Genomic DNA, 26,448 nt, shown 5'->3' with positions numbered 1-26,448 from the left:
GACAAAGGAAATTTAAAGGAGGTCAATTAGGTGGTTCAAGAATATGATGTAATCGTCATTGGTGCTGGACATGCAGGTATTGAAGCAGGTTTGGCATCTGCAAGACGTGGCGCAAAAACACTAATGCTAACAATTAATCTAGATAATATTGCATTCATGCCATGTAACCCATCAGTAGGTGGTCCAGCGAAAGGTATTGTCGTTCGAGAAATTGACGCATTAGGTGGACAAATGGCTAAAGCGATTGATAAAACACATATCCAAATGCGTATGTTAAATACTGGTAAAGGACCAGCAGTACGTGCGTTACGTGCTCAAGCAGACAAAGTGTTATATCAACAAGAAATGAAACGTGTTATTGAAGATGAAGATAATTTAGACATCATGCAAGGTATGGTGGATGAATTAATTATTGAAGACAATGAAGTAAAAGGTGTCCGCACAAATATCGGTACTGAATATCGCGCTCAAGCGGTTGTTATTACGACAGGTACATTCTTACGTGGTGAAATAATCTTAGGTAACATGAAATATTCAAGTGGTCCAAATCATCAACTTCCATCTATCACTCTAGCTGATAATTTAAGAGAATTAGGTTTTGAAGTTGTGCGCTTTAAAACGGGTACACCTCCACGTGTAAACGCGAAAACAATTGACTATTCTAAGACGGAAATTCAACCTGGTGATGATGTAGGTCGTGCATTTAGTTTTGAAACTACAGAATATATCCTAGACCAATTACCTTGTTGGTTAACATATACCAATGATCGTACACATAAAGTCATCGATGATAATCTACATTTATCAGCTATGTATTCAGGTATGATTAAAGGAACAGGTCCTCGTTATTGTCCATCAATTGAAGATAAATTTGTGCGTTTTAATGATAAACCTAGACATCAACTTTTCCTAGAGCCTGAAGGTCGTAATACAAATGAAGTTTACGTTCAAGGACTTTCAACAAGCTTACCAGAACACGTACAACGTCAAATGTTAGAAACGATTCCTGGTCTTGAAAAGGCAGACATGATGCGTGCGGGTTATGCCATTGAATATGATGCGATTGTGCCAACGCAATTATGGCCAACATTGGAAACTAAAATGATTAAAAATTTATATACGGCTGGACAAATCAATGGTACTTCAGGATATGAGGAAGCGGCTGGTCAAGGTATTATGGCTGGAATCAATGCTGCAGGTAAAGTGCTTGGTACCGGAGAAAAAATCTTAAGTCGTTCAGATGCATATATTGGTGTTTTAATTGATGACTTAGTTACAAAAGGTACGAATGAGCCTTACCGCTTATTAACATCTCGTGCAGAATATAGATTATTACTACGTCATGATAATGCTGACTTGCGTTTGACTGATGTAGGTTATGAATTAGGTATGATTTCAGAAGAACGTTACGCGCGTTTTAATGAAAAGCGTCAGCAAATTCAAGATGAAATCCAACGTTTAACTGATATTCGTATTAAACCAAATGAACACACACAATCTGTCATTGAGGCAAATGGTGGTTCACGTCTAAAAGATGGCATTCTAGCAATTGATCTATTACGACGTCCTGAAATGACATATAATACAATCTTAGAAATTCTAGAAGAAAGTCATCAATTACCTGAAGCGGTTGAAGAGCAAGTTGAAATTCAAACGAAATACGAAGGCTATATCAATAAATCATTGCAACAAGTTGAAAAAGTTAAACGCATGGAAGAGAAAAAAATTCCGGAAGACTTAGATTATAGTAAAGTGGATAGTTTAGCGACTGAAGCTCGTGAAAAATTAGCTGAAGTTAAACCATTGAATATTGCACAAGCATCACGAATCTCTGGTGTTAACCCAGCAGACATCTCAATCTTACTTGTTTATTTAGAGCAAGGTAAATTGCAAAGGGTGAAAAATTAATGAATGGCGTAGAATGGCTAGCTAAAGAATTAAGTGAACATGGAATTGAATTGTCAGATAAACAAAAAGAACAATTTCAAACATATTATCGTTTACTTGTAGAATGGAATGAGAAAATGAATCTCACAAGTATTACAGATGAACATGAAGTTTATTTGAAACATTTCTATGATTCAATTACACCGAGCTTTTATTATGATTTCAATCAGCCTTTAACCATCTGTGATGTTGGTGCAGGTGCAGGTTTCCCAAGTATTCCATTGAAGATTGTTTACCCTGAATTGAAAGTAACCATTGTAGATTCTTTAAATAAACGTATTCAATTTTTAAATCATCTAGCTGCTGAACTTGGTTTAACACAAGTTAGCTTTGTACATGATCGCGCTGAAACATTCGGTAAAGGCGTAAACAGAGAAACGTATGACTTAGTTACAGCACGTGCAGTAGCCAGACTTACAGTTTTAAGTGAATTGTGCCTTCCTTTAGTTAAAAAGGGTGGCCAGTTCATCGCATTGAAGTCTTCTAAAGGAGAAGAAGAATTAAAAGAAGCACAATTTGGGATTAGTATATTAGGTGGCGTCTTTAGTGATTCTTATACATTTGATTTACCAGAAGATGCTGGTGAACGACAAATGATTATTATAGATAAACGTCGTCAAACATCTAAAAAATATCCTAGAAAACCTGGTACGCCTAATAAATCTCCTTTACTAGAAAATTAATAGCACCTACATGTTAAAATTAATTTTAAGAGGAGTGAATGGATAATGAAAAAGCCTTTTTCAAAATTATTTGGATTGAAAAATAAAGATGACATCGTTGGATACATTGAAGAAGATCGCAATTCTAGCGTCGAATCCATTCAAATTGAGCGTATTGTACCTAACCGTTATCAACCAAGACAGGTGTTTGACTCAAGTAAGATTACTGAACTTGCTGAATCTATTGATGAGCATGGTTTATTACAACCCATCGTTGTAAGACCGATTGAAGAGAATATGTACGAAATTATTGCGGGTGAACGACGTTTTAGAGCACTACAGTCACTGCATAAATCTCAAGCAGATGTCATTATACGTCATATGAATGATGAAGAAACAGCAGTTGTTGCATTAATTGAGAATATTCAACGTGAAAATTTATCTGCTGTTGAAGAAGCGGAAGCTTATAAAAAGCTTCTTGAGATTGGTGGCACAACGCAAAATGAATTAGCTAAAAGTTTAGGTAAAAGTCAAAGTTTTATCGCAAATAAATTGCGATTATTGAAATTAGCACCTAAAGTGATTAGTCGTTTAAGAGAAGGCAAGATTACTGAGCGTCATGCTCGTGCTGTCTTATCTCTTAAAGAGGACGATCAAGAAAAGCTAATTGAACAAGTGATTAGTCAAAAATTAAATGTTAAACAAACAGAGGCACGTGTTAAACAGAAAATTGGACCAGAAAAAGTAAAGGCTCAATCTTTTCAATTCTCTAAAGATTTAACACAAGCCCGTGACGAAGTTGGAAAAAGCATTCAAGCCATTGAACAATCTGGTATACGTGTAGAACAACGTGATAAAGAACATGATGATTATTACGAAATTAAAATAAAAATTTATAAAAAATAGATGAAAAGTGTGTATAATGCTATTCCTTGAAAAATAGGTTTTAAAGTTATACCACTTAATAATAGCACTAAGATGATTAAAAGTTGAATCATTTTAGTGTTTTTTATGTTCATATAGCATTCATTTTTATTATAAAGTGCTGTTTACATAGCTAATAAATAGATTTACAATATTATTAAACGAAACGTATCGTTTAATAATTAAAGAAGAAGGGTTTATTGTGTTCGGAATATCCATTTCTAGTGCTATTCTTCATTTTGTTATTGGAGGTCTTGCAGTGGCGATTGCATCTATAATGGCTGAGAAGGTCGGTGGTAAAATGGGTGGCATTATCGCTACTATGCCGGCAGTCTACTTAGCTGCAATTATAGCCCTTGCGATAGATCATCGTGGCAATCAATTAGTTCAAATGTCAATTCATCTTAGTTCTGGTGCCATTATTGGAATTATATCGTGCATCATAACAGTCTTTTTAACGTCTCTTTATATTAGTAAAAGAGATTATAAAAGAGGAACAGGATTTGCATTAATATGTTGGCTTGTAATTTCTCTAAGTATATTTGTTGTTAGACATATGAATTAATCATTGGAGGCTTTTGTAATGAAATTAGCATTAATTAAATTCTTGGTTGGGGGACTTGCAGTTACGCTGAGTTATATTATCTCTGTTATTTTACCTTGGAAAGAACTCGGGGGTGTGTTTGCTACATTACCTGCAGTATTCTTGGTTTCATTGTTTATCACAGGAATGCAACATGGCGATGTTATTGCTAAGCACGTAAGTAGAGGTGCAGTTTTTGGCATGACGGGCGTACTTATTAGTATACTAGCAACATGGGCGATGCTATATTTTACAAATCAATGGCTACTTAGTATTGTTATTGGATTTATTGCATGGTTTGTAAGTGCAGTAATTATTTTTGAAGCGGTTGAATTTATTACGCATTTAAGAAGGGGAAAACATGGCTGGAAGACCGAAAGATCCGACAATCAATCATAAAATTTTTAATGAATTAGATCGAATGTTGGCTACAACACATTTTAGAGACATTACCATCGATCAAATTTCTGAAAACACAGGTGTGTCTAAAGCTACAATATATCGACGTTGGAAAGATAAATCTTCAATTATTGTAGATATGTTCGTGAGTAGAACACAGATTTTTGAAAATGAAAATAAAGATCTACACACGGGGTTGTATCAATTCTTAATTAAAATAATGGAAATTTATAAAACGAATTTAGGGCGTGCGGTTATTGAAATATTAATTAGTAATCAACAAGTTGAAGCACGTGAATTGTTTATGAAGGGTTATTTTAAAAGTAATCGAAAATTATTGAAATCAATCATAGCACATCACATAAAAGAAGAGGATCAAGATTTATTTATAGATATGATTTTCTCACCAATTTATTTCAATATTTTAATTAAACCGGAAACACTTGATGAAGCATATATTGAAAAAATGCTAGACGTTATCTTAAAATCTTTTAATCAATAATATCTTAATTAACAAAAGGAACTGCGTTTAAATAAATAGCGCAGTTCCTTTTTTAGACGTCGAGAAGTCTTATAAATACTGATAAATCAACATGTAAAAGGACTTTGACAATGAAAAAGATGCGAATGACAAAGAAATTTGGTAGTTTTTTATATGAAGAAACGTTTCTATGGAGTTGAAGTGAGATACAACTATTAATGTCTATCTTGCTTCTAATCTAGGCAAGATTAATCTAAATGGTTAAGGAGTTATGGGTGATGGAAATCGGTCAACAAATTCGGAAATATAGAGAAAAAGAAAATTATTCTCAAGAGTACCTAGCTGAGAAATTATATGTTTCGAGACAAACGATTTCTAATTGGGAGAATGAAAGAAGCTATCCAGATATCCATAATTTATTAATGATGTGTAACTTATTTAATGTTTCATTAGATGATCTTGTCAAAGGAGACGTGAAACGTATGGAACATGAAGAAATTAAAAAAGACATGGATTTTTGGACGTGGATGATGCTAATTTGGACGTTATTAGCATGTGTTTTAATAGGACCGCTTTTATTTTATTTAAGTTGGTGGGGTGTTGCGATAACCTATGTCATTTTTTCTATAGGTTTTTATAGTTCTACAAGGATAGATAAAATTAAATATAAACACGGCATGGATAATTACGATCGAATCGTAGCTTTTATGAATGGTCAAGATCCTAATGAAGTTCAGACTACTAAAACACGCAATTTCATTACGTGTATCTTATCATTTATCTTTGTAGTAGGCGCATTTGTAATCATATGCTGGTTGAGTATTTATCTATCATTTAAATTTTTACCATAACAATTTAAAGGCCTATGAAACGCAATGCTTCATAGGCCTTTAGTAATTATAAGTGATTATTTATTGCGTAATCTTCTTCTACCAATTAATAATACGCTACCTAAACCTGCAAACATTGTTGCTAATAATGATTTATTCATATTAGCGTCGTCGCTACCAGTATTTGGTAGGTGTTTCGGTTGATTTGGTTGTTTAGGTGTTGGTGGCACATGATGTATCGGTGGCACACCTGGTTTTTCAGGTGGGTTGCCTGGTGGGTTAACTGGAGGTTGACCCGGTGTTTTAGGCGGATTATGTGGTGGTTTGTTTGGCGTTGGTGGTACTGGTGGTTCAACAGTGTTGTTAAATTCAGTATCTGCTGGCACAATGGATGTTGCTGTAAGCACATGTAAATCTTTAGTGACATTCACAGTTACAATTGCTTTCATAGCATCACTATTTATATTCGGTAAGTTACTAGGAACTTCTTCAACAGTATACGTGAAGGTCTTACCGGCATCGGCATTTGTATAAGTTGGACGTTTACCTTCAATAAAGTTGAAATTAATTTGACCTGTCGCATTATTTGTACCAGTAGCGATAACTTCGCTGTCAGCATTTTTCATAGTGAATTGAAACTCTCCATTATTCAACGGACGACCAACTAAAGATTTTGTAAAATGAACATCAAAGTCTAATTGCTTGGGTGTTACGTAATAGTTAGTGAATGCCTGATTATTATCATCATCTGAATCATATGCATAACTTACATTGGCATTTAAGATGCCATTTCCTTCAGTTACTATAACAGTCGCTGTAATCGTTAATGGTTCAGCATCGAAATTTGGGTTGAGTTTTGTTGTATTTTCTAAATTTTTCAGGGGAATAGATTGAGATGGTGAAGCTGCATTTTGTACGTCTTCATGTGTTGAATTATTGACTTTCTTTTCAAAAGATTGTTGATTGGAAGCCGTGTCCGTTGTTGACGTACTATTATGTAATTCACTTGCATGAGCTACATCTTGAAAGTCCATAAATAAAAAGGCATCTAATAATATGGAGACTGTTCCTATTGAAAACTTTCGAATAGAGAAGCGATACTTTGTTTTTTTGTTGCATAACTTGATGTCCTTTCTTAGATGAATAAAATATTTCTGTCAATTTAATTATAAAATATATAAAATAAAAAAACGGTATTAATATATAATAATCATAATTATTAAAATAAAATGAAAAAAGGGGTAGGATAGAATTCCTTTGAATTCTATCCTACCCTAATCTGCTTAGCTTGTAGAATTTCTTTGTGAAATTCTCTATGTTGTGGCCCCAAACCCCGTATGTATGAATAGAGCTGAGAATCGCTTGATTTAAGGCACTTTCTCAGCTCAGTTAACTACTGTCTATTTGCAATGTAGCCCTTTAATATATTTGTTCTAAATGCTTTGATTTTCAATATTAGTTATTAGTCTTTTCTTCATAACGTTTTAGAATATAACCACCACCAAGTAAGCCTACTGGTACTCCAATAAATGGTGTCGCAATGCCACTCAAGATGAAGACGATAAGTACTAACATAAGACCGTTAAACCAATTGACTTTCAAACTTAATAAATCCTCGTAAGATTTGCGAATTAATTCTTTAATATTCATTTAAACAACGTCCTTTCTTTTCAATTATTAAATAGAGTGTTTTACAATTCGATTTGCATGGATAAATGAGATTGCTGCAAAGATAAGGTAAACAAGTGAATAAACAATCATCACAATGATAATCGGTGTTGGAGAGTATTCTCCCATTAGTTTCATAAATACCATTGCAGCAAATAGTGCGTGTAATAATGCGATGATTAAAGGTAAACCGAAGTTGAATAGAATCTTTAATGCTAGACCTTTCGTCATATCCGTGTGTGTGAAGCCGATACGTCTTAATATGCGATAATTGTTAATTTCATCTTCGGTTTCATCCATTTGTTTAATATAGATAATACATCCCGCTGCGATGAGAAACGCTAATCCTAAGAATGATGTGACAAACATTAGAATACCGTTACTTTCATCTAGCATTTTCTTCGTGTCATTTTTTAATTCAACATTTGCACTTACTTTCTGAGCTAGTTTTTCCGCTTTAGAGAGGTCTTTATGATCTGTGATATTAAAACCGTAATGATGCATTAGTTGGTCCTTCATTTTCAATTTATTGAAATTATCTGGACTTACTTTTAAGACAGGACCTCCTATAGAAACGGTCGACGGAATTACCTCATTGTCATCCTTTTTATTCACGTTTAATGTCATTTTTTGTTGACCTTGAAGTGTCATATCTTCATTCGTATGAACACTTACAATGCCAGAAAGTGGTCCTTGTAGGTTAGTAATAGTAGCATGGTTACCATTAATATTTTTATCTGGCATAACAACGATACCAGCATTTTGCATACCTTCGTTTGTTTTACTTTTTAAGACATCATTTTTAAATAATTTCGTATTACTACCTTCAAAAGTTTTCGTGTCATATTGAATATGATTTTGTTTTAATAGTTTTTCATACTTTTGAGCTGATTGCGCTTTAGCAAAGTTAATATCTTGAGGTGAGGATACTTGAATCATATAATCTGTATTTGCTTTGCTAATTGCACCAAAACATAGAATAGTTACTGTCACTGCTGAAATAATAGCAATAATTGTTAGTGACATCGCATTTTTCTTCATGCGATGCATAATTGATGAAGTAAATACGACATCTGTAATTGAAATGCGTCCATGTTTAGATTTTTTCAGTGATTTAAATATAATAGATACTGAACTTCTAAAGAATAGATAAGCCCCCACAACGGTTAGAAACAGAATTAAGAAAGGTGTGATCAAGACCATTGTTAAAGCTTCGAACTTACCAAACATCTCAGTGGAAATATAATACCCAAAGATGATCATGATAATGCCTAGAATACCAGCAATAAGTTCAGGAACGGTAATTTTAGCTTTAGTAGCTTCTGATTTAGTACTATCTTTCATCATTGACAGAATGGTTTTTCTTTTTAGGAAAAGAAAGTTCTGGAACATAATCAAGATAAATGCTAGTACAAGCATCACAATTGTTTGAATCAATGCAGGAAATTCAAATCCGATTGAGACACCTACTTTCAAATGCATCATCTTCACTAAAATATTGAGTAGAATTTCAGAGCCTACAATACCAATTACAATACCTATGATGCCAGTAATAACAAAGAATATGAACTGTTCAATAGCTAGCATTCTTAAAATGTTTTGTCGTGTTAGTCCGATAAGTTGAAATAGCGCAAATTCTCGTGTTCTACGTTTAATAAATAATTGGTTCGTATACATTAAGAAAATAATAATTGTAATAAATAGGAAAACTGCGCCTACTTTAGCACCTTCTTGGATTACTTTTGGAGAATCACCATTATTAATACTATGTGTGTACTGCAAAGTGACAAAGCTAAAGTATAAAATAATACTAAAAATGAGTGAAAAAAGATACAGTGCATAATTTTTAAAATTACTTTTTAAGTTTTTGAATGTAATTTGATTAAACGTCATTTGCGACACCACCTAAGGCTGACTGTACTTGAATGATTTCATCATAAAATTCACGTTTAGATTTATCTTCTTGATGGATTTCTGAATGAATATTGCCATCTTTTAACATAATGACACGCCGTGCAAAACTCGCTGCAGATGGGTCATGAGTTACCATGATAATCGTGCTATTGAATCGCTCATTCATATCTTCTAGACGGTTAAGTAAGTCTTGTGCGCTTTTCGAATCAAGTGCTCCTGTCGGTTCATCGGCAAAGATGATAGACGGTTTATGAACGAATGCACGTGCGGCAGCGGTACGTTGTTGCTGACCACCTGATATTTCGCTTGGATATTTATCGCTTAACTCATAAATACCGAGTGCTTCAGTGACTTCTTTATAATTTTGTTCCATCTCATCTTTACTTACTTTTTGAACGGATAGTGGCAACATAATATTTTCTTTAACGGTTAAGGTAGGTAAGACGCTATAATCTTGGAATATAAATCCAAGTTCTTTCTTACGAAATTGTGCTAATTGCTTATCTTTGAGTTGATTAACTTCATTGCCACTTACTTCTACAGTTCCTCCAGAAATACTATCGATGGAACTAATGACATTGAGGAGGGTAGTCTTACCTGAACCTGAAGGTCCCATTATGGCAACGAATTCTCCTTTATCCACTGAAAAGTTGATGTCGTTTAGGGCTTTATACTTTTGCTTATTTCCATATACTTTTGATAAATGATTGACGTTTAAAATTGGCATGTCGATTGCACTCCTTGTTTGATTTATAATTTTTCTTTTGCTTTAGTTGGAATTTCTGATTTTTTAACTTCTTCGTATGACAGAATTGTGTGAGATTTTTCGCGTACAACTAAGTAATGATTTTGTTTTAATTTTTTGGATGCTGTGTATTCAATTTTTTTAGATTTACCATCTTTCGTGTAACCAGTTTGATTGTAATGATAGATATAGAAGTCTTTTTCTTTATCAACGACTTCCACTTTAGATGGTTTCTGAGTCTTAACGTAATATTCATATGTTTGGGCTAAAGGATTGAGCTTGTTCCAGTCATTGATTGAGCGATTGTTAGGGTGTTGATTGGAATAAGCATTTAATCCAAACAATCCTCCGATAACAATAATTGCAATGACGGCAACTGCAATGAATATATTTCTTAAGGTTTTCAATATCATCACTCCTTGTTTCTATTACACTTATAATTGTAGAAGGGTTGCGTCAGTACTGCCTTTATCTAACCTTACAAAGTCGATGCCATTTCTTACGAATATGAAAGATTAGATTATTTTTTGAAATTGTAAGTAAGAAGGCATTCTTAAATGTGATAACTTGAATAGTAATCTTGTGAGAGGTTTGTTACGATGAAGCTATCAATAAGCACATTGAGGATGATTTTCTTGATGAGCTTAATTTTCAAAACGAAGTAAATTGATTAACGTTACGCTTTTTAAAGATGAGTGAAACGACTTTGCAATATATTTGTGATAAAGTAAGTTGTGTTTATAAAAGATGATAGGCGGGGTTTAATTGAAAAAAGAGATAATTGAATGGATTGTAGCCATTGGTGGCGCACTCTTAATTGTAGGTATTGTATTAAAGTTTATTGGAACATCATACACAGTATCAGGTTCATCGATGTATCCAACTTTCCAAGATAGAAATAAAGTGATAGTTAGTAAGATTTCGAAAACATTGAACCACATTGATAATGGTGATGTCGTTGTCTTCCATGAAGATGCACAACGTGATTTTATTAAGCGTGTGATTGGTACGCCAGGTGATAAAGTTGAGTATAAAGGTGATCAATTATATGTTAATGACAAAAAGGTATCAGAGCCTTATTTAGATTATAATAAGAAGCATAAACAAGGTAAGTATTTGACAGGTACATTTAAAACAAGCCAAGTGAACGGTGCAAATGGCAAAAATAAAATCCCTAAAGATAAGTATTTAGTTTTAGGTGATAATAGACAAAATAGTGTAGATAGCCGTTTTGGTGAAGTTGGTTTAGTAGATAAAGACCAACTTGTAGGTAAAGTTGTTTTAAGATATTGGCCATTTAATAAATGGGAAGCTGGTTTTAACCCAGGCACATTTTAGAAAAAACAATTAAATAATTAAAATTTTATTGGCGGTGTAGTCTTAGACTTCATCGTTTTTTTATTTCAGTTTAGTCAAGTCAATATTTAGATTATTATATTAAATACGCACATCTAAATAATGCTTTTTAAAATATATAATTATTTTGATAAAAAGTTTAAAATAATATAGAAAGCAACACAAAATAAATGATATACTTTTTGAAGATTTAAAAAATAATAAAATTGGAGGGATTCCTATGCAATGTCCAAATTGTGGAAATGCTATCGAACCTAACGATTTATTTTGTGGAGAGTGTGGCCATAAAATAGATAGACAGTCTCATACTATTAATTCTGCTGAAAAAGATATCTCTAATGCTGAAGCTAATGGTAGACGACACGATTCAACTGGATCATTAGGTGAAGGTAACGAAACGACATCAAATCAAAGTGATTATTTATCAAGAACAAACGAATCGAAACAGGATAAACATCCTAATGAAGATGGTAAAGTGCGAGATCATCAGCATGTACCTGAACATACTACATCGACACAACAACATCAAATGCATCAACCTCAATCAAATCAGCACCAACAACCTCACAACAATGCATCACATACATATCACAATCAACCACAATACGATCAGTCATATTCAAACCATCAACAACCACAACAAACAAGCCAATTTAGTGACCATGCAAAAGAAGTGACAGAAGAAAGTAAAGGTTTCTTTAAAAGTGCTTTCGCTTCACCTGATCAAGTACTAAAAAGCCAACAAGCATTTAGTTTTAAATTGTTATTTTCTTTAATCATTGTCGGTTTATTAGTCGTAGCACTGTTGCTTGCTATTGTAATTCCTTCATCAGTTGGAATGTTTGAAACACCGAAAAGCCAAATTATCTTTTCTGTTGTTTTAGGTATCATTTTATTCCTAGCAGTGATAGTGGGAGCAACATATGGTATTACGCGCTTAGTAGTTAGACAGCCAATCACATTTAAAAAAGTATTGTCAGATTTTGTACTTATTAATAGTGTTTCAGTCGCAGTACTATTGATTGCACTTATTTTAATGTTCGCTAATTCTTTTAGCTTTGGTGGCGCATTATTTATACTATCCATTTTATTAATCGTTGTTTCAGGTGTTTACATGATTGCCAAATATAGTGCAAATCATCATACTCGCTTTTCAAGTTTTTACGGTGTGATTATTTACATTATTGTGTTCTTCTTATTTGTGACTATTTTCGGTGAATCTTTATTTAACCAAATCTTTGGAAACTTAATCAGTGAGTTCAATAATCTATTTGATGGGAGTTCGATTTACTAATGAAATATTGTAGTAATTGCGGTCAACCTCTTCGCGAAGGTGTGAAGGTATGTACAAATTGTGGGAAACCCGTTCAGCAATCTAAAACAAATCACTCTAACACACAGCAAGATCATCACAACCAAAGTCGACAAGATAAGCATGAGCAGCATCAATATCAAGGGTATAATAACCATAATCAAAACGGTTATACCGACAGACATGATCAACAACCACGTAAAGGCGATAATAAAAAGACTTGGATTATTATTGCAGTTATAGCTGTATTGCTAATTGCTTTGATTCTTGCATTTTCAGTATTAAAAAATCAATTTTCTCCGGAAAAGCAAGCATCTAATATTGCACAAGCAATCAAGAAAGATGACGAAAAGGCATTAGCCAAAGAAGTTACAACTCAAAATGACCAAAAATTAAGCAAACAAGAAGCACGCGCATATTTAAACTACATCAAAACAGAAGACGACTTAAATAATGTCGGTAGTAACGTAGAACAAAGCGCGAAAGAAATTAAAGATAATCGTTATAATAATTTATCTGTAGATGCTAATGGAAATAGTGTGTTAAATATTTCAAAGGATGGCAAGAAATTCCTATTTTTTGATAATTATTCATTCAATGTTCCACAAAAATCAGTGAGCATTTATCCAAGTAGTAGTGGAGATATTACTTACGAATATAATGGTAAAAAGCGTACGACAACGGTTACGGAAGATGACGAAAAAACGTTAGGTACGTTCCCAATCGGTGATTACAATTTAAAAGCAACAAAAGACATCGATGGTAAGAAATTCAAAGGTGCGTTAATGATTAACATGAGTGATGATGCTACTGCTTATGAATCATTTAAACAAAAACGTTTCACAGTCAGCGTTGATGGCGGCTATATGTTAAACAATGTGAAAATATACGCGAATGATAAAGAAATTGGAAGTGAATCATCTTCTGAAACATTTGGACCATATGACCCTGATGAAGAAGTAACTGTTTATGCACAAGGTACTTATGAAGGTAAAACGTTCAAATCAGATTCTGTTAATGTGACTAGTTCTGGAGAAGACGATGATGACGTAACAGATGTCACAGTTACGTTTGATGATGATGAGATTGATAAGTATATTGATGACAAAATGGATGCTGAGTCTGATAGTGATAGCGATGATTCTGATTCAAGTTCAGGCGAAGTGACACGTGATAACGTCATTGATAAAGTAGAATCATACGAAGGTCATACGTTAGATACGGATACTTACACATACAAAGAACCAGAAAAAACAGATGATGGTAAATGGGGCTTCTCATTTACTGACAAAGACGGAGATTTAGCCGGATCATATACCGTTGACACTGACGATGGTTATGTAACTGAATACGATGAAGATGGTGAGGAAGTCGGTTCTGGTTATTAATAAATGAATAGTTATTATCATAATGAGGTTGAGCGATTGAATTTAATTGCTCAGCCTTAATTTTTAAGGATTTTTGAAGCATAATAATTTATGAGCTTTAATATTAATTAAATCAATTTATGTTACTATATATTTAATTTACCGAATAATTTGAAAATTTAAACTGGAGGCGATAGTTATGATGTTTGGTTATCAAGTGAATGAACATGTGACGTTGAAGATATTAGAAGAACGTGAAGCGGAGCAACTTTTCAAATTAGTTGATGCGAATCGGGATTATTTAGGCGAGTTCTTGCCATTTGTAGAATACACAACGGAAGTTACGCACAGTAAGAAGTTTATTCAGTCGGCACTAGAATAGTTCACTCGTGGTGATGGCTTTCCATATCCACTTTAGTAGCGGTTTTTCTTTGAGATTTATTAATAATTAAATACATAGGCGGGATAGTTATGATTTTTGGTTACCAAGTAGATAAAGATATTAAATTAAAGATATTAGAAGAACGAGAAGCAGAACAGTTATTTAAATTAGTAGATAGCAATCGTAACTACTTAGCAGAATTTCTACCTTTTGTCGAACATACAAAGAAGGTGGAAGATAGTAAACACTTTATCCATTCAGCGTTGCAACAATTTATCGATGGTAATGGATTTCATTGTGGAATATGGAGTAATAAAGAACTGATTGGGGTCATAGGATTGCACTATTTAGACTTAGTTAATAAAACAACTTCGATTGGTTATTATTTAGCTGAAGACTTTCAAAAGAAAGGTATTATGACTAGATGCACTAAAGCACTTATTCAATATGTATATGAAGAATATGATATTAACCGAATCGAAATACGAATGTCTACTAAAAATAAGAAAAGCCGAGCTATACCAACAAGACTTGGTTTCACACAAGAGGGTATATTGAGAAGTGATGAACGTTTACAAGGAGAATTTTCAGATAGTTATGTGTATAGTTTACTCCGGGAAGAATATGATGATTAATTCTATTGTAAATATACATTCAAATTTATTTACAAGATGATTTTATAATAATTTTTTAAGTAATCAATAAACGTATGATATCCACTTATAGATTCATTCCGAATATAATAGAGAATAGAGTTATCTCTTTCTATTTTTAAGCTTATTGTTTAGTAAAACTATATATAATAAAGTGAAAGTGGTTAAAATTTTTATGTTAGATTAAGAATATTCCAAGTGTAGGATAGCACAATAAAAACTATTGTAAAGATGGAGTCAGTTTTGGGGTATAAATTATAATATTACAATATTTAAGTTTAAAAGTGATAATTTCCGGAGAATTTATTACAGAGGTTCAACAGGTTATCCTATGTTAGTATGATCGATAGATAGTTCATTCAATTTAGCTAATATAATGAAGACTCACATATATAGTGCATTTAGTACATTAAAAATTGGTATTGATTTATTAAAAAGAATGAAGATATTGAAATTAATTCAATATATGGACACGGAGGTATATTCAAAACCAAAAAAGTTGCTCAAACATTTTTGGCAGCAGCAATGCAAAGTCCCGTTAGTGTTATGCAAACTGCTAGTGAGGGTGGAGCATGGGGGGATTGCTGTTTTAGCTAGATATCTTGTAGCAGAAAACTATGTAAATTTATCTAGTTATCTTAATGAAATTGCTTTTAAAGATACTGATTCTATCAAAATTGAACCAAATGAAAAAAGAAATAGTAAGCTTTAATCGTTATATTGAACGTTTTAAAAAAGGTCTTCCTATAGAACGTCTTGCTAACGAACAACTTTAAAGAAATCACAAATAAGCAAAGGGAGAAAGTGAATTATTGTGACTAACGATTTAACTAAACAAAATCGACAATTTTTAGGATTACCTGGGGAATTCTCAGATAGTTTATTGAGAGAAGAATATGAAAATGAAATTTAAAGATGAGAAATTAGTTAAATTTAATAGTATCTTTTAATTATTTACTTATCTACTTGACATAAAGCATTTTAAATGATCGTTTACAAAGATAATCAATAATTAAAATGAAAGAAAATACACTTATATTAAGTTTTTCACTTCTACTCTTATACAATCAATACAAAAGGTTAAAAAATTTAAGTTCAATTTGATTTAAGTCATAGAGCTAGGACTTTCGTAAAAGAAGTTTATATTCAATATAAATTAGGTTACATACACAGTTGGGATAGGAAGAAGAATGCATTTTGAATTCTTTGTCTTATTCTCACATACTTTATACATTTTTTAAGTGTAATCATTTTTAATATAGTTAAAAAGATTAGAACGTAAAACTTTTTTTAAAATAATTTATATAATATAATAATCTCTATCTATTTAAGAGTATTATGTAAACAATATTGATTTTAATTGGAAGAGGGTGAATTGATGACGAGGAAATCTAAGAAACAGTATATTTTAGAATCTGCAGCTAATATAGTAAATAGACAAGGTACTGACTATTTAACATTAGATGCAGTAGCAAAAGAAGCAAGTATAAGCAAGGGTGGTTTGCTTTATCATGTTAAAAATAGAGAAGGTCTAATAAAAGAACTTGTCAATTATGCTAATGAATTATATCGAGAAAATGTAAATAGTCATATTGATAATACACATTGTAAACAAGGACAATGGTTAAATGCGTTTATTGAAGCAACGAAAGAGCATCGTGTTGAAAATGCGCCTATTACTTCTGCAATGCTTGCTGCACAAGGTTCAAATAAAGCGCTACTCTTACCATTAAAATCTTTATATGAAGATTGGCAATCTCAAATTGTTAATGACGGTCTAGATGAAATAGATGCAACAATCATTAGGTTAGCTGTTGATGGTTTATGGTTATCAGAAGTTTTTGGAATAAGTGCAATTGATGAATCAATGCGTGAAAGAGTAATAAATCGGTTAAAAGAAAACGTAGAAGTAGGTATTAATAAAGAAAAAAAATAAATTTTCAGGTTTTAAGCTGTTAGGTGAGATTGAAACTTTTCAGCTTATTTTTTATGCTACGGTTGAAACTTTACCGACCAGTTGGTATAGTTTGTAACGTATTTAAAATATAAAGGAGTGCTTATCTTGAAAAAAGTGTTATTAACTGCAGCAATTACAGGCGCTGGAGATACAATTGACAAAAATGAAAATGTTCCAGTAACACCACAAGAACTTGCTGATTCAGCAATTAAGTGTGCAAAAGCTGGAGCAACAGTAGCACATATTCATGTTAGAGACCCTAAAACAGGCGGGGTGAGTCATGATCCAGAACTGTATAGTGAAACTGTAAGACTCATTAGAGAGGCAGACGAAGATATTATTATTAATGTAACAGCTGGTGGCGGTGGCGACTTTATTCCAAGTCAAGAACACCCAGAAACAGGTGGTAAAGGAACCTGGATTCAAACGCCTAAAGAGCGTCATAGACCAGTAGGTGACACATTACCAGAAATGTGTACGCTTGATTGTGGCAGCGTTAATATGGGAGATTCGATATATATTAGTCCCGCTTCATGGCTGAGAGAACAAGCGCAAATGATTAAAGATGCAGGTGTACAACCAGAACTTGAATGTTTTGATACAGGTCATGTCAGTTTTGCAAAGCAACTTGTTAAAGAAGGCTTAGTCGAACAACCTATGTTCCAATTTTGTTTAGGTATACCTTGGGGTGCTGAAAATGATGGTCAAACGTTAGACTATCTTATTTCAAGAATCCCTGAAGATGCACAATGGTCTGCATTCGGTATTGGTAGAATGCAATTACCGACAGTTAGAGAAGTTGCTAAACGCGGTGGAAATATTCGTGTTGGTCTTGAAGATAACTTGTATATTTCAAAAGGTGTTAAAGCAACTAACGAAGCATTAGTTGAAGAAGCTAAGAAAATAATGAAAGAATATGATTTAGTCCCATTAACACCTGCAGAAGCAAGAGAGAAACTTAATCTTAAAAATAATCAAGGAGGTAAATAATGAAGTTCGCAGTAGTTGGAACAGGCGTAATTGGTAGTGGCTGGATAACAAGAATACTCGCTCATGGGCATGAAGTCGTTGCTACAGATCCTAGCGAAGGTGCCTATGAAAGAATGCTAACACAAGTTAAACAAAACTGGCCTTATGCTAAAAAAATGGGGTTAGCTAAGAATGCATCACTAGATAATTTAAGCTTTACTACGGACTTAAAATCAGCAGTTAAGGATGCAGATCTTATTCAAGAAAACGTTCCTGAAGTAGAATCTATTAAAGATTCGGTTTTAAAAGAAATTGATTTTTATGCGAAACCGTCTGCTATTATTGGTTCAAGTACATCTGGTATTATACCAACTGAATTGCAAAAAAATTTAAAGAATCCTGAACGTTTAGTAGTAGCACATCCTTTCCATCCAGTATATATCTTACCTCTTGTTGAGATTGTACCAGGTCAAAGTACTTCAGAAGAAACGATTATTAAAGCTGAGGAAATTTATGAGAATATTGGCATGGATGTCCTCCATGTAAGAAATGAAATTGAAGGACATATTGCAGATCGTCTAATGGAGGCATTATGGAGAGAATCTCTACATATTGTTAATGATGGTATTGCGACAACAGAAGAAGTAGATAAAGCATTTACGCATGCAGCTGGTTTACGTTATGCACAATATGGACCATTCATGACATTTCATCTTGCAGGTGGCGAAGGTGGTATGAGACACATGCTTAAACAATTTGGTCCTGCATTGAAAAAACCATGGACTAAGTTAATTGCGCCAGAATTGACAGAGGATCTTTACGAAAAAGTAGTGAGCGGTAGTGAAGCGACATCACAAGGATATACAATGTCAGAACTTGATCAAAAACGTAATGAATTCTTGATTAAAGTAAAACAACTCGCAGAAGAATATTGGCCAGAAGATACAGATTCAATGAAAAAATCTAAAAAACATCAAGTGGTAAATTAATATGTCAGAACATTATATTTACCAAACAAATGTAAAAAAAGAATGGGTTGATTATAACGGACATATGAATGATGCTGAATACAACCGTGTTTTTAGTGATGCAACAGATGCATGGTTAGCATTAATTGGTCTTAATCAAGAAACAATTCAAAGATTGCAGTATACAATTTTCACATTAGAAAATCATATAACATTTTTAAAAGAAATGAAAGAAGACGAAAATATTCAGGTAAAAGTACATCTTTATGATTACGATAGTAAACGTGTACACGTTTATATGGAGATGTTTAATAAGGATGATATATGTAGCGCCATATATGAAGTTATGTTGATGGGAATAGATATAAATACAAATAGATCATCACCTTTTCCTGAACAAATATTAGAATCTATAGAGTTATATTTTAATACAACACCTATTAATGAAAGACCTAAACAATTAGGACATCGAATAGGAATTAATAGAAGAAAATAGAGGCTAATTTAGTAGTTAATAATTGAATGATTGAAATATGGAGGACTTAATGTGCCTTGTTTTTACTTAGTAAACTTTGTATAACATACACTTTAAGTCCTCAGTTTGTAATAAATATAAAAAAAGAGAGGACTGGATATATGTTAAGTATTAGAAACTTATCAAAAGTCTATGCAGGTGGGAAAAAAGCAGTAGATAATATGAACATTGATATTGAATCAGGAGATTTTGTTGCTTTCATAGGAACAAGTGGGAGTGGTAAAACAACCGCATTAAGAATGATTAATAGAATGATCGAATCATCAGATGGTGAGATTACAATTAATGGTAAGAATATTAAAGATATCAATGCAGTAGAATTAAGAAGAAATATTGGTTATGTGATTCAACAAATTGGTCTAATGCCTCATATGACAGTTAAAGAAAATATTGTACTTGTACCTAAACTATTAAAATGGTCGCAAGAGAAAAAAGACAGAAAAGCAAAAGAGTTGATTAAACTTGCAGATTTGCCTGAAGAATATTTAGATAGATATCCTTCACAATTATCTGGTGGACAACAACAACGTATTGGTGTAGTACGTGCCTTGGCAGCTGAGCAAGATATTATTTTAATGGATGAGCCATTTGGTGCATTAGATCCAATTACCAGAGACACATTACAAGATTTAGTGAAAAAATTACAAAAACAACTAGGAAAAACATTCATTTTTGTTACACATGATATGGATGAAGCAATTAAATTAGCAGATAAAATTTGTATTATGTCTGAAGGTAAAGTAATTCAATATGATACACCAGATAATATTTTACGTCATCCAGCTAACGATTTTGTTAAAGATTTTATTGGTCAGAATCGTTTGATTCAAGATAGACCAAATGTACGAACAGTAAAAGATGCAATGATTACACCAGTCACTGTACATATTGATGAGTCATTAAATGATGCAGTTAATATTATGAGAAACCGACGAGTAGACACAGTTTTTGTAATTGATAATAAACATCATTTACTTGGATATTTAGATATTGAAGATATTAATCAAGGACTACGTCAAATGAAAGAACTTATTGATACAATGCAGCGAGATATTTATCGCGTTAAAGTTGATAGTAAATTACAAGATACTGTACGTACAATTTTAAAACGTAATGTAAGAAATGTCCCCATTGTTGATACAGATGGTAAAACTCTAATCGGATTAGTAACTCGATCTAACTTAGTAGATATCGTATACGATACACTTTGGGGTGAAATTGAAGAAGAAACAATAAATGAAGATGAAGGCATTGTCGAGCCTAAAGAAATAGGGGCGGATAAAGTATGAGTTATTTAATAGACAATGGTGGCATATTAGTTAATAAAACTTTTGAGCATCTGTATATATCAGTAGTAGCGTTATTACTTGCTATGATTGTTGCTATTCCTTTGGGGGTTCTACTATCAAAAAGAGAAAAGTTATCGAAGATTTCTTTAACTGTAGCTGGAATCTTACAAACAATTCCAACTTTAGCAATTTTAGCTTTAATGATTCCACTTTTTGGTGTGGGTAAAACAACAGCAATTATTGCATTATTTATTTACGTATTATTACCAATTTTAAATAATACAATTGTAGGTGTCCAAAATATTGATAGCAATGTAAAAGAAGCAGGACGTAGTATGGGTATGACAAATTTTCAATTGATGAAAGATGTCGAATTACCATTAGCTTTACCAATGATTTTAAGTGGTATCCGTTTATCTTCAGTATATGTAATTAGCTGGGCAGCTTTAGCAAGTTATGTTGGTGCTGGAGGACTAGGTGACTTGATTTTCAATGGTTTAGCTTTATATGAGCCAATGATGATTATCGTAGGTACTATTTTAGTAACTGTACTTGCACTAATTGTAGATTTAATTTTAGCTCAAATTGAAAAGTGGATAGTTCCGAAAGGACTTAAAGTTTCCAGATAAACAATAAAGGAGGACATTATGAAATATTATAAAAAATATATTGCAGTTTTTGTACTATGTCTAACTGTGTTGTCTGGATGTAGTTTACCAGGTTTAAAAAATAGTAATTCAGATGACGATGTTAGAATTACATCTTTAGGCACAAGTGAATCTCAAATCATTTCACATATGTTAAGAATTTTAATTGAACATGATACAAATAATAAAATACAACCTACTTTAATTAATAACTTAGGATCAAGTGTTATTCAGCATAATGCTATTACAAGTGATCAAGCAAATATGTCTGGTACACGTTATACAGGTACTGATTTAACAGGGGCATTAGGGGAAGATCCAATTAAAGACCCTAACAAAGCAATGAAGGCAACACAAAAAGGCTTTAAAGATAAATATCATCAAACATTCTTTAATTCATATGGTTTTGCAAATACTTACGCTTTGATGGTAACGAAAGAAACAGCAAAAAAATATCATTTAGAAACAGTCTCTGATTTGAAAAAACATGCAAATAAATTAAGGGTAGGTATGGATAGTTCTTGGGAAAGTCGTAAAGGTGATGGCTATTCAGGATTTAAAAAAGAATATGGTATCGATTTTAAAACAGTAAGACCTATGCAAATTGGCTTGGTTTATGATGCATTACATTCTGGTAATTTAGATGTAGCAGTAGGTTATTCTACTGATGGTCGTATAGCGGCATATGATTTGAAAGTACTTAAAGATGATAAACATTTCTTTCCACCATATGATGCAAGTCCTTTAGCGACTGATCAATTATTAAAAGAAAAACCAGAATTAAAACCAATTATAAAAAAATTGGAAGGTAAAATTTCAACTGAACAAATGCAAGAACTAAACTATCAAGCAGATGGAAAAGGTAAAGAACCAGCAACAGTAGCAGAAGATTTCTTAAAAAAACATAATTACTTTGACGATGAAAATGACTCTAAACAGAAAGGTGTTCAAAACTAATGGAAGGTAATTTATTCGAACAACTAATACATTATTATCAAACAAATTTTGGTTATCTATGGGAGTTATTTATTAATCACTTCTTAATGTCAATATATGGAGTATTATTTGCTGCTATTATCGGTATACCTCTTGGAATACTTATTGCAAGGTTTGGTAAGTTGTCTGGAATTATTATTACATTAGCTAACATTATTCAAACAGTGCCTGTAATTGCTATGTTAGCAATTTTAATGTTAGTAATAGGACTAGGTATTAATACTGTTATTTTCACTGTTTTCTTATATGCACTTCTTCCTATTATAAAAAATACGTATACTGGTATTAATGAAGTGGATATCAATATTAAAGATGCTGGAAAAGGAATGGGAATGACACGTAATCAAGTCTTACGTATGATTGAGTTACCACTTTCTTTATCAGTAATTATTGGAGGCATACGTATTGCACTAGTAGTTGCAATAGGTGTTGTTGCTGTTGGTTCGTTCATTGGAGCGCCTTCACTTGGTGATGTCGTTATTCGTGGTACGAATGCTACTGATGGCACACTATTTATCTTGGCTGGTGCATTACCCATTGTTGTGATAGTAATCCTTATAGATATTATTTTACGTCTAGCAGAGAAAAAATTAGATCCAGCTACACAAACGAATAATTAATAAAGTATTTAAGGAGTAGATAATATGGCTTTAATCCAGATGAATTATTTATCAAAAACGCTTGGAATGCATCAATCTTTAAATGTTATTTTACCTGAAGATGACAGTTATTTTGATTCAGCGAACGAAACAAAAAAACTTAAAACAATGATGTTATTTCATGGACTATCTAGCGACACTCATTCGTATATGAGATATACAAGTATAGAACGCTATGCTAATGAATATCAATTAGCGATTATAATGCCTAATGCAGATCACAGTTTTTATACGAATATGGCTTTTGGACACAGTTATTATGATTACATTTTAGAAGTTTACAATTATGTACACCAGATTTTACCGTTGTCTAAAAAAAGAGAAGATAATTTTATTGCAGGGCATTCAATGGGAGGATATGGAACAATTAAATTTGCATTAACACAAAGTCAGTTGTTTTCTAAAGCTGCTCCTTTATCTGCTGCATTCGACGTTTCTATGCTTAAAAAATACAAATGGTATGATTTTTCACCAGAGTCTATAGTTGGAACGGATAAGGAGATAGTTGGTAGTAATTTTGATCCTTATCATCTCGTTGATAAAGCTATAGAGAAAAATATTGATTTGCCAGAGTTATTAATTATGTGTGGTACAGAAGATGAACTTTATAAAGGTAACTTAGATTTTATTAACTATTTAGATAAAAAAAATGTACAGTATGACTTTATAAAGAGCTCAGGAAAACATGATTATGCATTTTGGGATAAAGCTATTGAAAAAGTAATTAAAATATTTACAAATAATATATAAAATAATAAGACCATTAGTCTAACAATTTTGACTAGTGGTCTTATTATTTTATTCTTATATAGAAAGATTTAATATTGATTATTCATTTACAAGTTAATTTAAAAATCAATATATATATTATTTAGGGCAATGACAACAATTGAGTTTTATCACAAAAATACCAATTCTTTCAAATAATTCACAAAAAAGTATAGTTTAATTTTACATTATTTCATATTAACGTTTATTTAACTTCATTTCTAATTGATGAATGAGATGAGTAATCAGTTCATTATTAGGAGTTGCGATACCTAATGATTTACCATAGTTCACAATTTGACCATTTAAGTAATCTATTTCAGTTAAACGACCATGATTATAATCTTGATGCATTGAAGGATAGTGTAAACCTTGTGCATGATCAGGATAAGCTGCTTCAATTTTCGAGATTAAGTCGTTAATATGAATATCTACATTTTTAGCATGTGCTACGTCGACAATTTCTTCAATGATTGGGCGTATCATTGCTCTAGAATGATCATAAGCGCCCAATTCACCGATTGTTTTATCTAATATCGTGCACAGTGGATTTAAAACACTGTTAAGCGTGGCTTTAGACCATATTGCTTTAAATACATCATTACTAATAGTGGCATTTAAATGAGCTTGATTTAAGATATCTGCAATTTCTTGAGTACGTGGGTCTTTTTTACCATCAGCACGTTGAAAGTCAATTGAACCTTCACCTTCTAATAGCAATTGACCTGGACCACGTAATCCAGCTGTCCACATTGTTACGGCTAAGAAAATTTGTGATTTTGGAACGAATTGTGATAGACGTTCGTCATGGCCTAAACCATTCATCATACATAAGATGGCAGTATCCTCGCTAATTGCTCCCTGCTCTTTTAAAATTTGCATCATTTGTTCAGATTGCATTGATTTTGTTAAAAGTACGATAATATCATAGGTTTGATTGACCTCTTCAGGGAATGTGGCATGCATTTCAACAGTATAAGTATTATGTTCAGTTTGAACTTCTACTCCTTTTTCATTTATTCGATGAACATGATCTTTCCAGTAATCTATTAATGTAACATCTTGTCCACTTTGTTTTAGGTAAGTACCAATACGACTTCCCATTGCACCCGCCCCAGCAATTGCAATTTTATTAGCCATACTTAACACTCCTTATTTTTCTTGTATTCTATCTATTTCCACTAAAATATGTTAAAAATATAGTCTAAATTACATAGATTTAAGCTACTAATCATTTTCTGATGATTTGTCTTGTGCTTGTTGATCCTCAGAAGACGATGATTCTTCTTGCACATTATCATCATTATGATTAGATTCCGTACCTTCTTTATCTTCCGATGATTGATTTTTGGTGTTTGTTTCTTCTTGATTATCATTAGTAATTTGATTATTGTCTTCTTGATTTTGACCATACTTTTGTTCTTTAGCTTTATTAAATTGTTTCATTTCTTCATCAGTTGCATTAGTATAACTATCTACGACTTCTCCACGATATTTATTAACCTTAATTGTTTGTGTTAATGCAGGCCCAGCAACTGTTCCGTTTTTAAAATTAACAAAATAAGCTTCATTATTTGTTGCATTTTTATCAATATAAAATCCACTTTGTTCTCGTCCAGAATTTAAATATTTTTTAGCATAAATTTTAGCTACATTTAATGCATGATATTCACTTATAGGTTTTTTATTTATTGGAGGTTGTTGATTATTTTCTTTAGATGTTGAAGATTTACTAATATTTTGATTATTGATATTATTCTCTGATTCATTTTGGTCATTTGATGAGTTTTTATCATTTTTTGTCACTTTTGATTGTTGTGGATCATTCGAACTTTTTTTATCTTTATCATCTAAATTCAGGTTTAAGCTACATCCACTCAAAATTATTGTAAAAGCTAATACACCACTAATTAATTTATTATAAATCATTTATAAATCACCTTTAAAAAGCATGTTTATTTATGTCTTACCCTAAAAGGATAGTTTTTAACATTTAATATGAAAATATATTATATGAAATTTTTTATTTAGTTAATGTATAGATTGGGATGAATGAGTGGCAGAACGAATAGATTTATTTATAATAGTATAGATAGCCAATTTGATGTGGTTGGTCTTGTTGATAAAAAATTGTAGATAAAGTAGTTTGGAGGTATTGGCCATTTAACGAATGGAAACTAATTTTTAATCCAGGAACATTTGAAAAGTAAGTGATCACAACGAACGTATCTAATTCGTTGTGATCACTTATTTTATCGTATTGTTCATGTATATATACCATACAAACCAAAAAAGTAAGATAGAATTCATTTTGAATTTGTCGTCCCCAAAAAAGAGGACTAAAGTAGAAAAAAGCTTGCGACAAATGCATTTTCAATTTAATCATCGACTACCATCAATATATAAAGAGTCCGGGACATAAAGTTCTTGGATAAGT

General features: G+C 32.2%; 28 protein-coding genes and 2 pseudogenes. 22 read left to right on the top strand and 8 right to left on the bottom strand.

Annotation, left to right across the window (positions count from 1 at the left end):
- The first annotated feature begins 30 nt into the window (after positions 1-30).
- The 7 genes from mnmG to HMPREF3134_RS08130 all read left to right on the top strand — a co-directional run bounded on the left by mnmG (position 31) and on the right by HMPREF3134_RS08130 (position 5,847).
- Positions 31-1,908 carry a tRNA uridine-5-carboxymethylaminomethyl(34) synthesis enzyme MnmG gene (mnmG, locus tag HMPREF3134_RS08160; protein ID WP_011276914.1) on the top strand — a complete coding sequence of 626 codons (1,878 nt, stop codon included), beginning with the start codon at positions 31-33 and terminating at the stop codon, positions 1,906-1,908.
- Complete coding sequence (gene rsmG, locus HMPREF3134_RS08155; RefSeq protein WP_070442104.1) at positions 1,908-2,630, top strand: 16S rRNA (guanine(527)-N(7))-methyltransferase RsmG; 723 nt, start codon at positions 1,908-1,910, stop codon at positions 2,628-2,630. The genes mnmG and rsmG overlap by 1 nt, the downstream gene beginning before the upstream one ends.
- Before the next feature lie 45 nt (positions 2,631-2,675).
- Positions 2,676-3,515, top strand: a complete 840-nt coding sequence (noc, locus tag HMPREF3134_RS08150) for a nucleoid occlusion protein (RefSeq protein ID WP_070442100.1) — start codon at positions 2,676-2,678, stop codon at positions 3,513-3,515.
- Between the two features lie 220 nt (positions 3,516-3,735).
- Positions 3,736-4,098, top strand: a complete 363-nt coding sequence (locus tag HMPREF3134_RS08145; RefSeq protein WP_053024873.1) for a DUF3147 family protein — start codon at positions 3,736-3,738, stop codon at positions 4,096-4,098.
- A gap of 18 nt (positions 4,099-4,116) precedes the next feature.
- Positions 4,117-4,515 carry a DUF3147 family protein gene (locus HMPREF3134_RS08140; RefSeq protein ID WP_037551846.1) on the top strand — a complete coding sequence of 133 codons (399 nt, stop codon included), beginning with the start codon at positions 4,117-4,119 and terminating at the stop codon, positions 4,513-4,515.
- Positions 4,478-5,017, top strand: coding sequence for a TetR/AcrR family transcriptional regulator (locus HMPREF3134_RS08135; protein WP_037551843.1), 540 nt, complete (start codon positions 4,478-4,480; stop codon positions 5,015-5,017). The genes HMPREF3134_RS08140 and HMPREF3134_RS08135 overlap by 38 nt, the downstream gene beginning before the upstream one ends.
- A gap of 257 nt (positions 5,018-5,274) precedes the next feature.
- Positions 5,275-5,847, top strand: coding sequence for a helix-turn-helix transcriptional regulator (locus tag HMPREF3134_RS08130; RefSeq protein ID WP_053023565.1), 573 nt, complete (start codon positions 5,275-5,277; stop codon positions 5,845-5,847).
- 56 nt (positions 5,848-5,903) lie between these two features.
- Here HMPREF3134_RS08130 and HMPREF3134_RS08125 read toward each other — a convergent pair whose 3' ends face one another.
- The 5 genes from HMPREF3134_RS08125 to HMPREF3134_RS08105 all read right to left on the bottom strand — a co-directional run bounded on the left by HMPREF3134_RS08125 (position 5,904) and on the right by HMPREF3134_RS08105 (position 10,566).
- Entirely contained in the window at positions 5,904-6,953 is a 1,050-nt protein-coding gene (locus HMPREF3134_RS08125; protein WP_256262281.1) for a Spy0128 family protein, read from the bottom strand.
- A 328-nt stretch (positions 6,954-7,281) separates the two neighbouring features.
- Positions 7,282-7,476: a VraH family peptide resistance protein gene (locus tag HMPREF3134_RS08120; RefSeq protein ID WP_053023567.1), complete on the bottom strand. Its 195-nt coding sequence runs from the start codon at positions 7,474-7,476 to the stop codon at positions 7,282-7,284.
- Between the two features lie 27 nt (positions 7,477-7,503).
- Positions 7,504-9,387 carry an FtsX-like permease family protein gene (locus HMPREF3134_RS08115; protein WP_070442094.1) on the bottom strand — a complete coding sequence of 628 codons (1,884 nt, stop codon included), beginning with the start codon at positions 9,385-9,387 and terminating at the stop codon, positions 7,504-7,506.
- Positions 9,377-10,135 carry an ABC transporter ATP-binding protein gene (locus tag HMPREF3134_RS08110; protein WP_070442091.1) on the bottom strand — a complete coding sequence of 253 codons (759 nt, stop codon included), beginning with the start codon at positions 10,133-10,135 and terminating at the stop codon, positions 9,377-9,379. The genes HMPREF3134_RS08115 and HMPREF3134_RS08110 overlap by 11 nt, the downstream gene beginning before the upstream one ends.
- Positions 10,136-10,158: 23 nt before the next feature.
- Complete coding sequence (locus HMPREF3134_RS08105) at positions 10,159-10,566, bottom strand: YxeA family protein (protein ID WP_070442088.1); 408 nt, start codon at positions 10,564-10,566, stop codon at positions 10,159-10,161.
- Between the two features lie 352 nt (positions 10,567-10,918).
- Here HMPREF3134_RS08105 and lepB point away from each other — a divergent pair, with 352 nt between their 5' ends.
- From lepB to HMPREF3134_RS08030, 15 genes and pseudogenes are all read left to right on the top strand, one after another.
- Positions 10,919-11,491 carry a signal peptidase I gene (gene lepB / locus HMPREF3134_RS08100; protein ID WP_048667873.1) on the top strand — a complete coding sequence of 191 codons (573 nt, stop codon included), beginning with the start codon at positions 10,919-10,921 and terminating at the stop codon, positions 11,489-11,491.
- A 238-nt stretch (positions 11,492-11,729) separates the two neighbouring features.
- A complete protein-coding gene (locus HMPREF3134_RS08095) occupies positions 11,730-12,803 on the top strand; it encodes a zinc-ribbon domain-containing protein (protein WP_070442085.1) in 1,074 nt (357 codons plus the stop codon).
- Positions 12,803-14,209 (top strand): zinc ribbon domain-containing protein, encoded by a 1,407-nt coding sequence (locus HMPREF3134_RS08090; RefSeq protein ID WP_070442080.1) that lies wholly within the window; start codon positions 12,803-12,805, stop codon positions 14,207-14,209. The genes HMPREF3134_RS08095 and HMPREF3134_RS08090 overlap by 1 nt, the downstream gene beginning before the upstream one ends.
- Before the next feature lie 181 nt (positions 14,210-14,390).
- Positions 14,391-14,495, top strand: a pseudogene (locus HMPREF3134_RS12670) (RimJ/RimL family protein N-acetyltransferase); the annotation flags it as partial.
- 167 nt (positions 14,496-14,662) lie between these two features.
- Positions 14,663-15,205, top strand: coding sequence for a GNAT family N-acetyltransferase (locus tag HMPREF3134_RS08080; protein ID WP_119882037.1), 543 nt, complete (start codon positions 14,663-14,665; stop codon positions 15,203-15,205).
- A gap of 308 nt (positions 15,206-15,513) precedes the next feature.
- Positions 15,514-15,999 (top strand): annotated as a pseudogene (locus tag HMPREF3134_RS08075) (FGGY-family carbohydrate kinase); the annotation flags it as partial.
- Between the two features lie 602 nt (positions 16,000-16,601).
- Entirely contained in the window at positions 16,602-17,159 is a 558-nt protein-coding gene (locus HMPREF3134_RS08070; RefSeq protein ID WP_016930942.1) for a TetR/AcrR family transcriptional regulator, read from the top strand.
- Between the two features lie 126 nt (positions 17,160-17,285).
- Positions 17,286-18,170, top strand: a complete 885-nt coding sequence (locus HMPREF3134_RS08065; RefSeq protein ID WP_016930943.1) for a beta-keto acid cleavage family enzyme — start codon at positions 17,286-17,288, stop codon at positions 18,168-18,170.
- A complete protein-coding gene (locus tag HMPREF3134_RS08060; protein ID WP_070442074.1) occupies positions 18,170-19,138 on the top strand; it encodes a 3-hydroxyacyl-CoA dehydrogenase NAD-binding domain-containing protein in 969 nt (322 codons plus the stop codon). The genes HMPREF3134_RS08065 and HMPREF3134_RS08060 overlap by 1 nt, the downstream gene beginning before the upstream one ends.
- Position 19,139: 1 nt before the next feature.
- Positions 19,140-19,613, top strand: coding sequence for a thioesterase family protein (locus HMPREF3134_RS08055; RefSeq protein WP_070442071.1), 474 nt, complete (start codon positions 19,140-19,142; stop codon positions 19,611-19,613).
- A 140-nt stretch (positions 19,614-19,753) separates the two neighbouring features.
- Entirely contained in the window at positions 19,754-20,941 is a 1,188-nt protein-coding gene (locus HMPREF3134_RS08050; RefSeq protein ID WP_016930946.1) for a betaine/proline/choline family ABC transporter ATP-binding protein, read from the top strand.
- Positions 20,938-21,570 (top strand): ABC transporter permease, encoded by a 633-nt coding sequence (locus tag HMPREF3134_RS08045; RefSeq protein ID WP_049426377.1) that lies wholly within the window; start codon positions 20,938-20,940, stop codon positions 21,568-21,570. Before HMPREF3134_RS08050 ends, HMPREF3134_RS08045 begins: the two co-directional genes overlap by 4 nt.
- Positions 21,571-21,588: 18 nt before the next feature.
- Complete coding sequence (locus tag HMPREF3134_RS08040) at positions 21,589-22,545, top strand: osmoprotectant ABC transporter substrate-binding protein (RefSeq protein ID WP_002502246.1); 957 nt, start codon at positions 21,589-21,591, stop codon at positions 22,543-22,545.
- Positions 22,545-23,204, top strand: coding sequence for an ABC transporter permease (locus HMPREF3134_RS08035; RefSeq protein ID WP_016930948.1), 660 nt, complete (start codon positions 22,545-22,547; stop codon positions 23,202-23,204). Before HMPREF3134_RS08040 ends, HMPREF3134_RS08035 begins: the two co-directional genes overlap by 1 nt.
- Before the next feature lie 24 nt (positions 23,205-23,228).
- Complete coding sequence (locus HMPREF3134_RS08030; RefSeq protein ID WP_002502244.1) at positions 23,229-23,993, top strand: alpha/beta hydrolase; 765 nt, start codon at positions 23,229-23,231, stop codon at positions 23,991-23,993.
- Positions 23,994-24,209: 216 nt separating this feature from the next.
- Here the strand turns inward: HMPREF3134_RS08030 and HMPREF3134_RS08025 are convergent, their stop codons facing one another.
- The 3 genes from HMPREF3134_RS08025 to HMPREF3134_RS12665 all read right to left on the bottom strand — a co-directional run bounded on the left by HMPREF3134_RS08025 (position 24,210) and on the right by HMPREF3134_RS12665 (position 26,292).
- Positions 24,210-25,151: a ketopantoate reductase family protein gene (locus tag HMPREF3134_RS08025; RefSeq protein ID WP_070442068.1), complete on the bottom strand. Its 942-nt coding sequence runs from the start codon at positions 25,149-25,151 to the stop codon at positions 24,210-24,212.
- A gap of 87 nt (positions 25,152-25,238) precedes the next feature.
- Entirely contained in the window at positions 25,239-25,940 is a 702-nt protein-coding gene (locus HMPREF3134_RS08020) for a hypothetical protein (RefSeq protein WP_070442065.1), read from the bottom strand.
- A gap of 145 nt (positions 25,941-26,085) precedes the next feature.
- On the bottom strand, positions 26,086-26,292 hold the full coding sequence (locus tag HMPREF3134_RS12665; protein WP_176744136.1) for a hypothetical protein: 207 nt from the start codon (positions 26,290-26,292) through the stop codon (positions 26,086-26,088).
- Positions 26,293-26,448: the final 156 nt, after the last annotated feature.

Source organism: Staphylococcus sp. HMSC14D10 (assembly GCF_001808125.1).
In the GTDB taxonomy this organism is placed as follows: domain Bacteria; phylum Bacillota; class Bacilli; order Staphylococcales; family Staphylococcaceae; genus Staphylococcus; species Staphylococcus haemolyticus.
The sequence above is the reverse complement of the archived record's forward strand: the minus strand, read 5'-3'. Positions and strand labels throughout refer to the sequence as shown.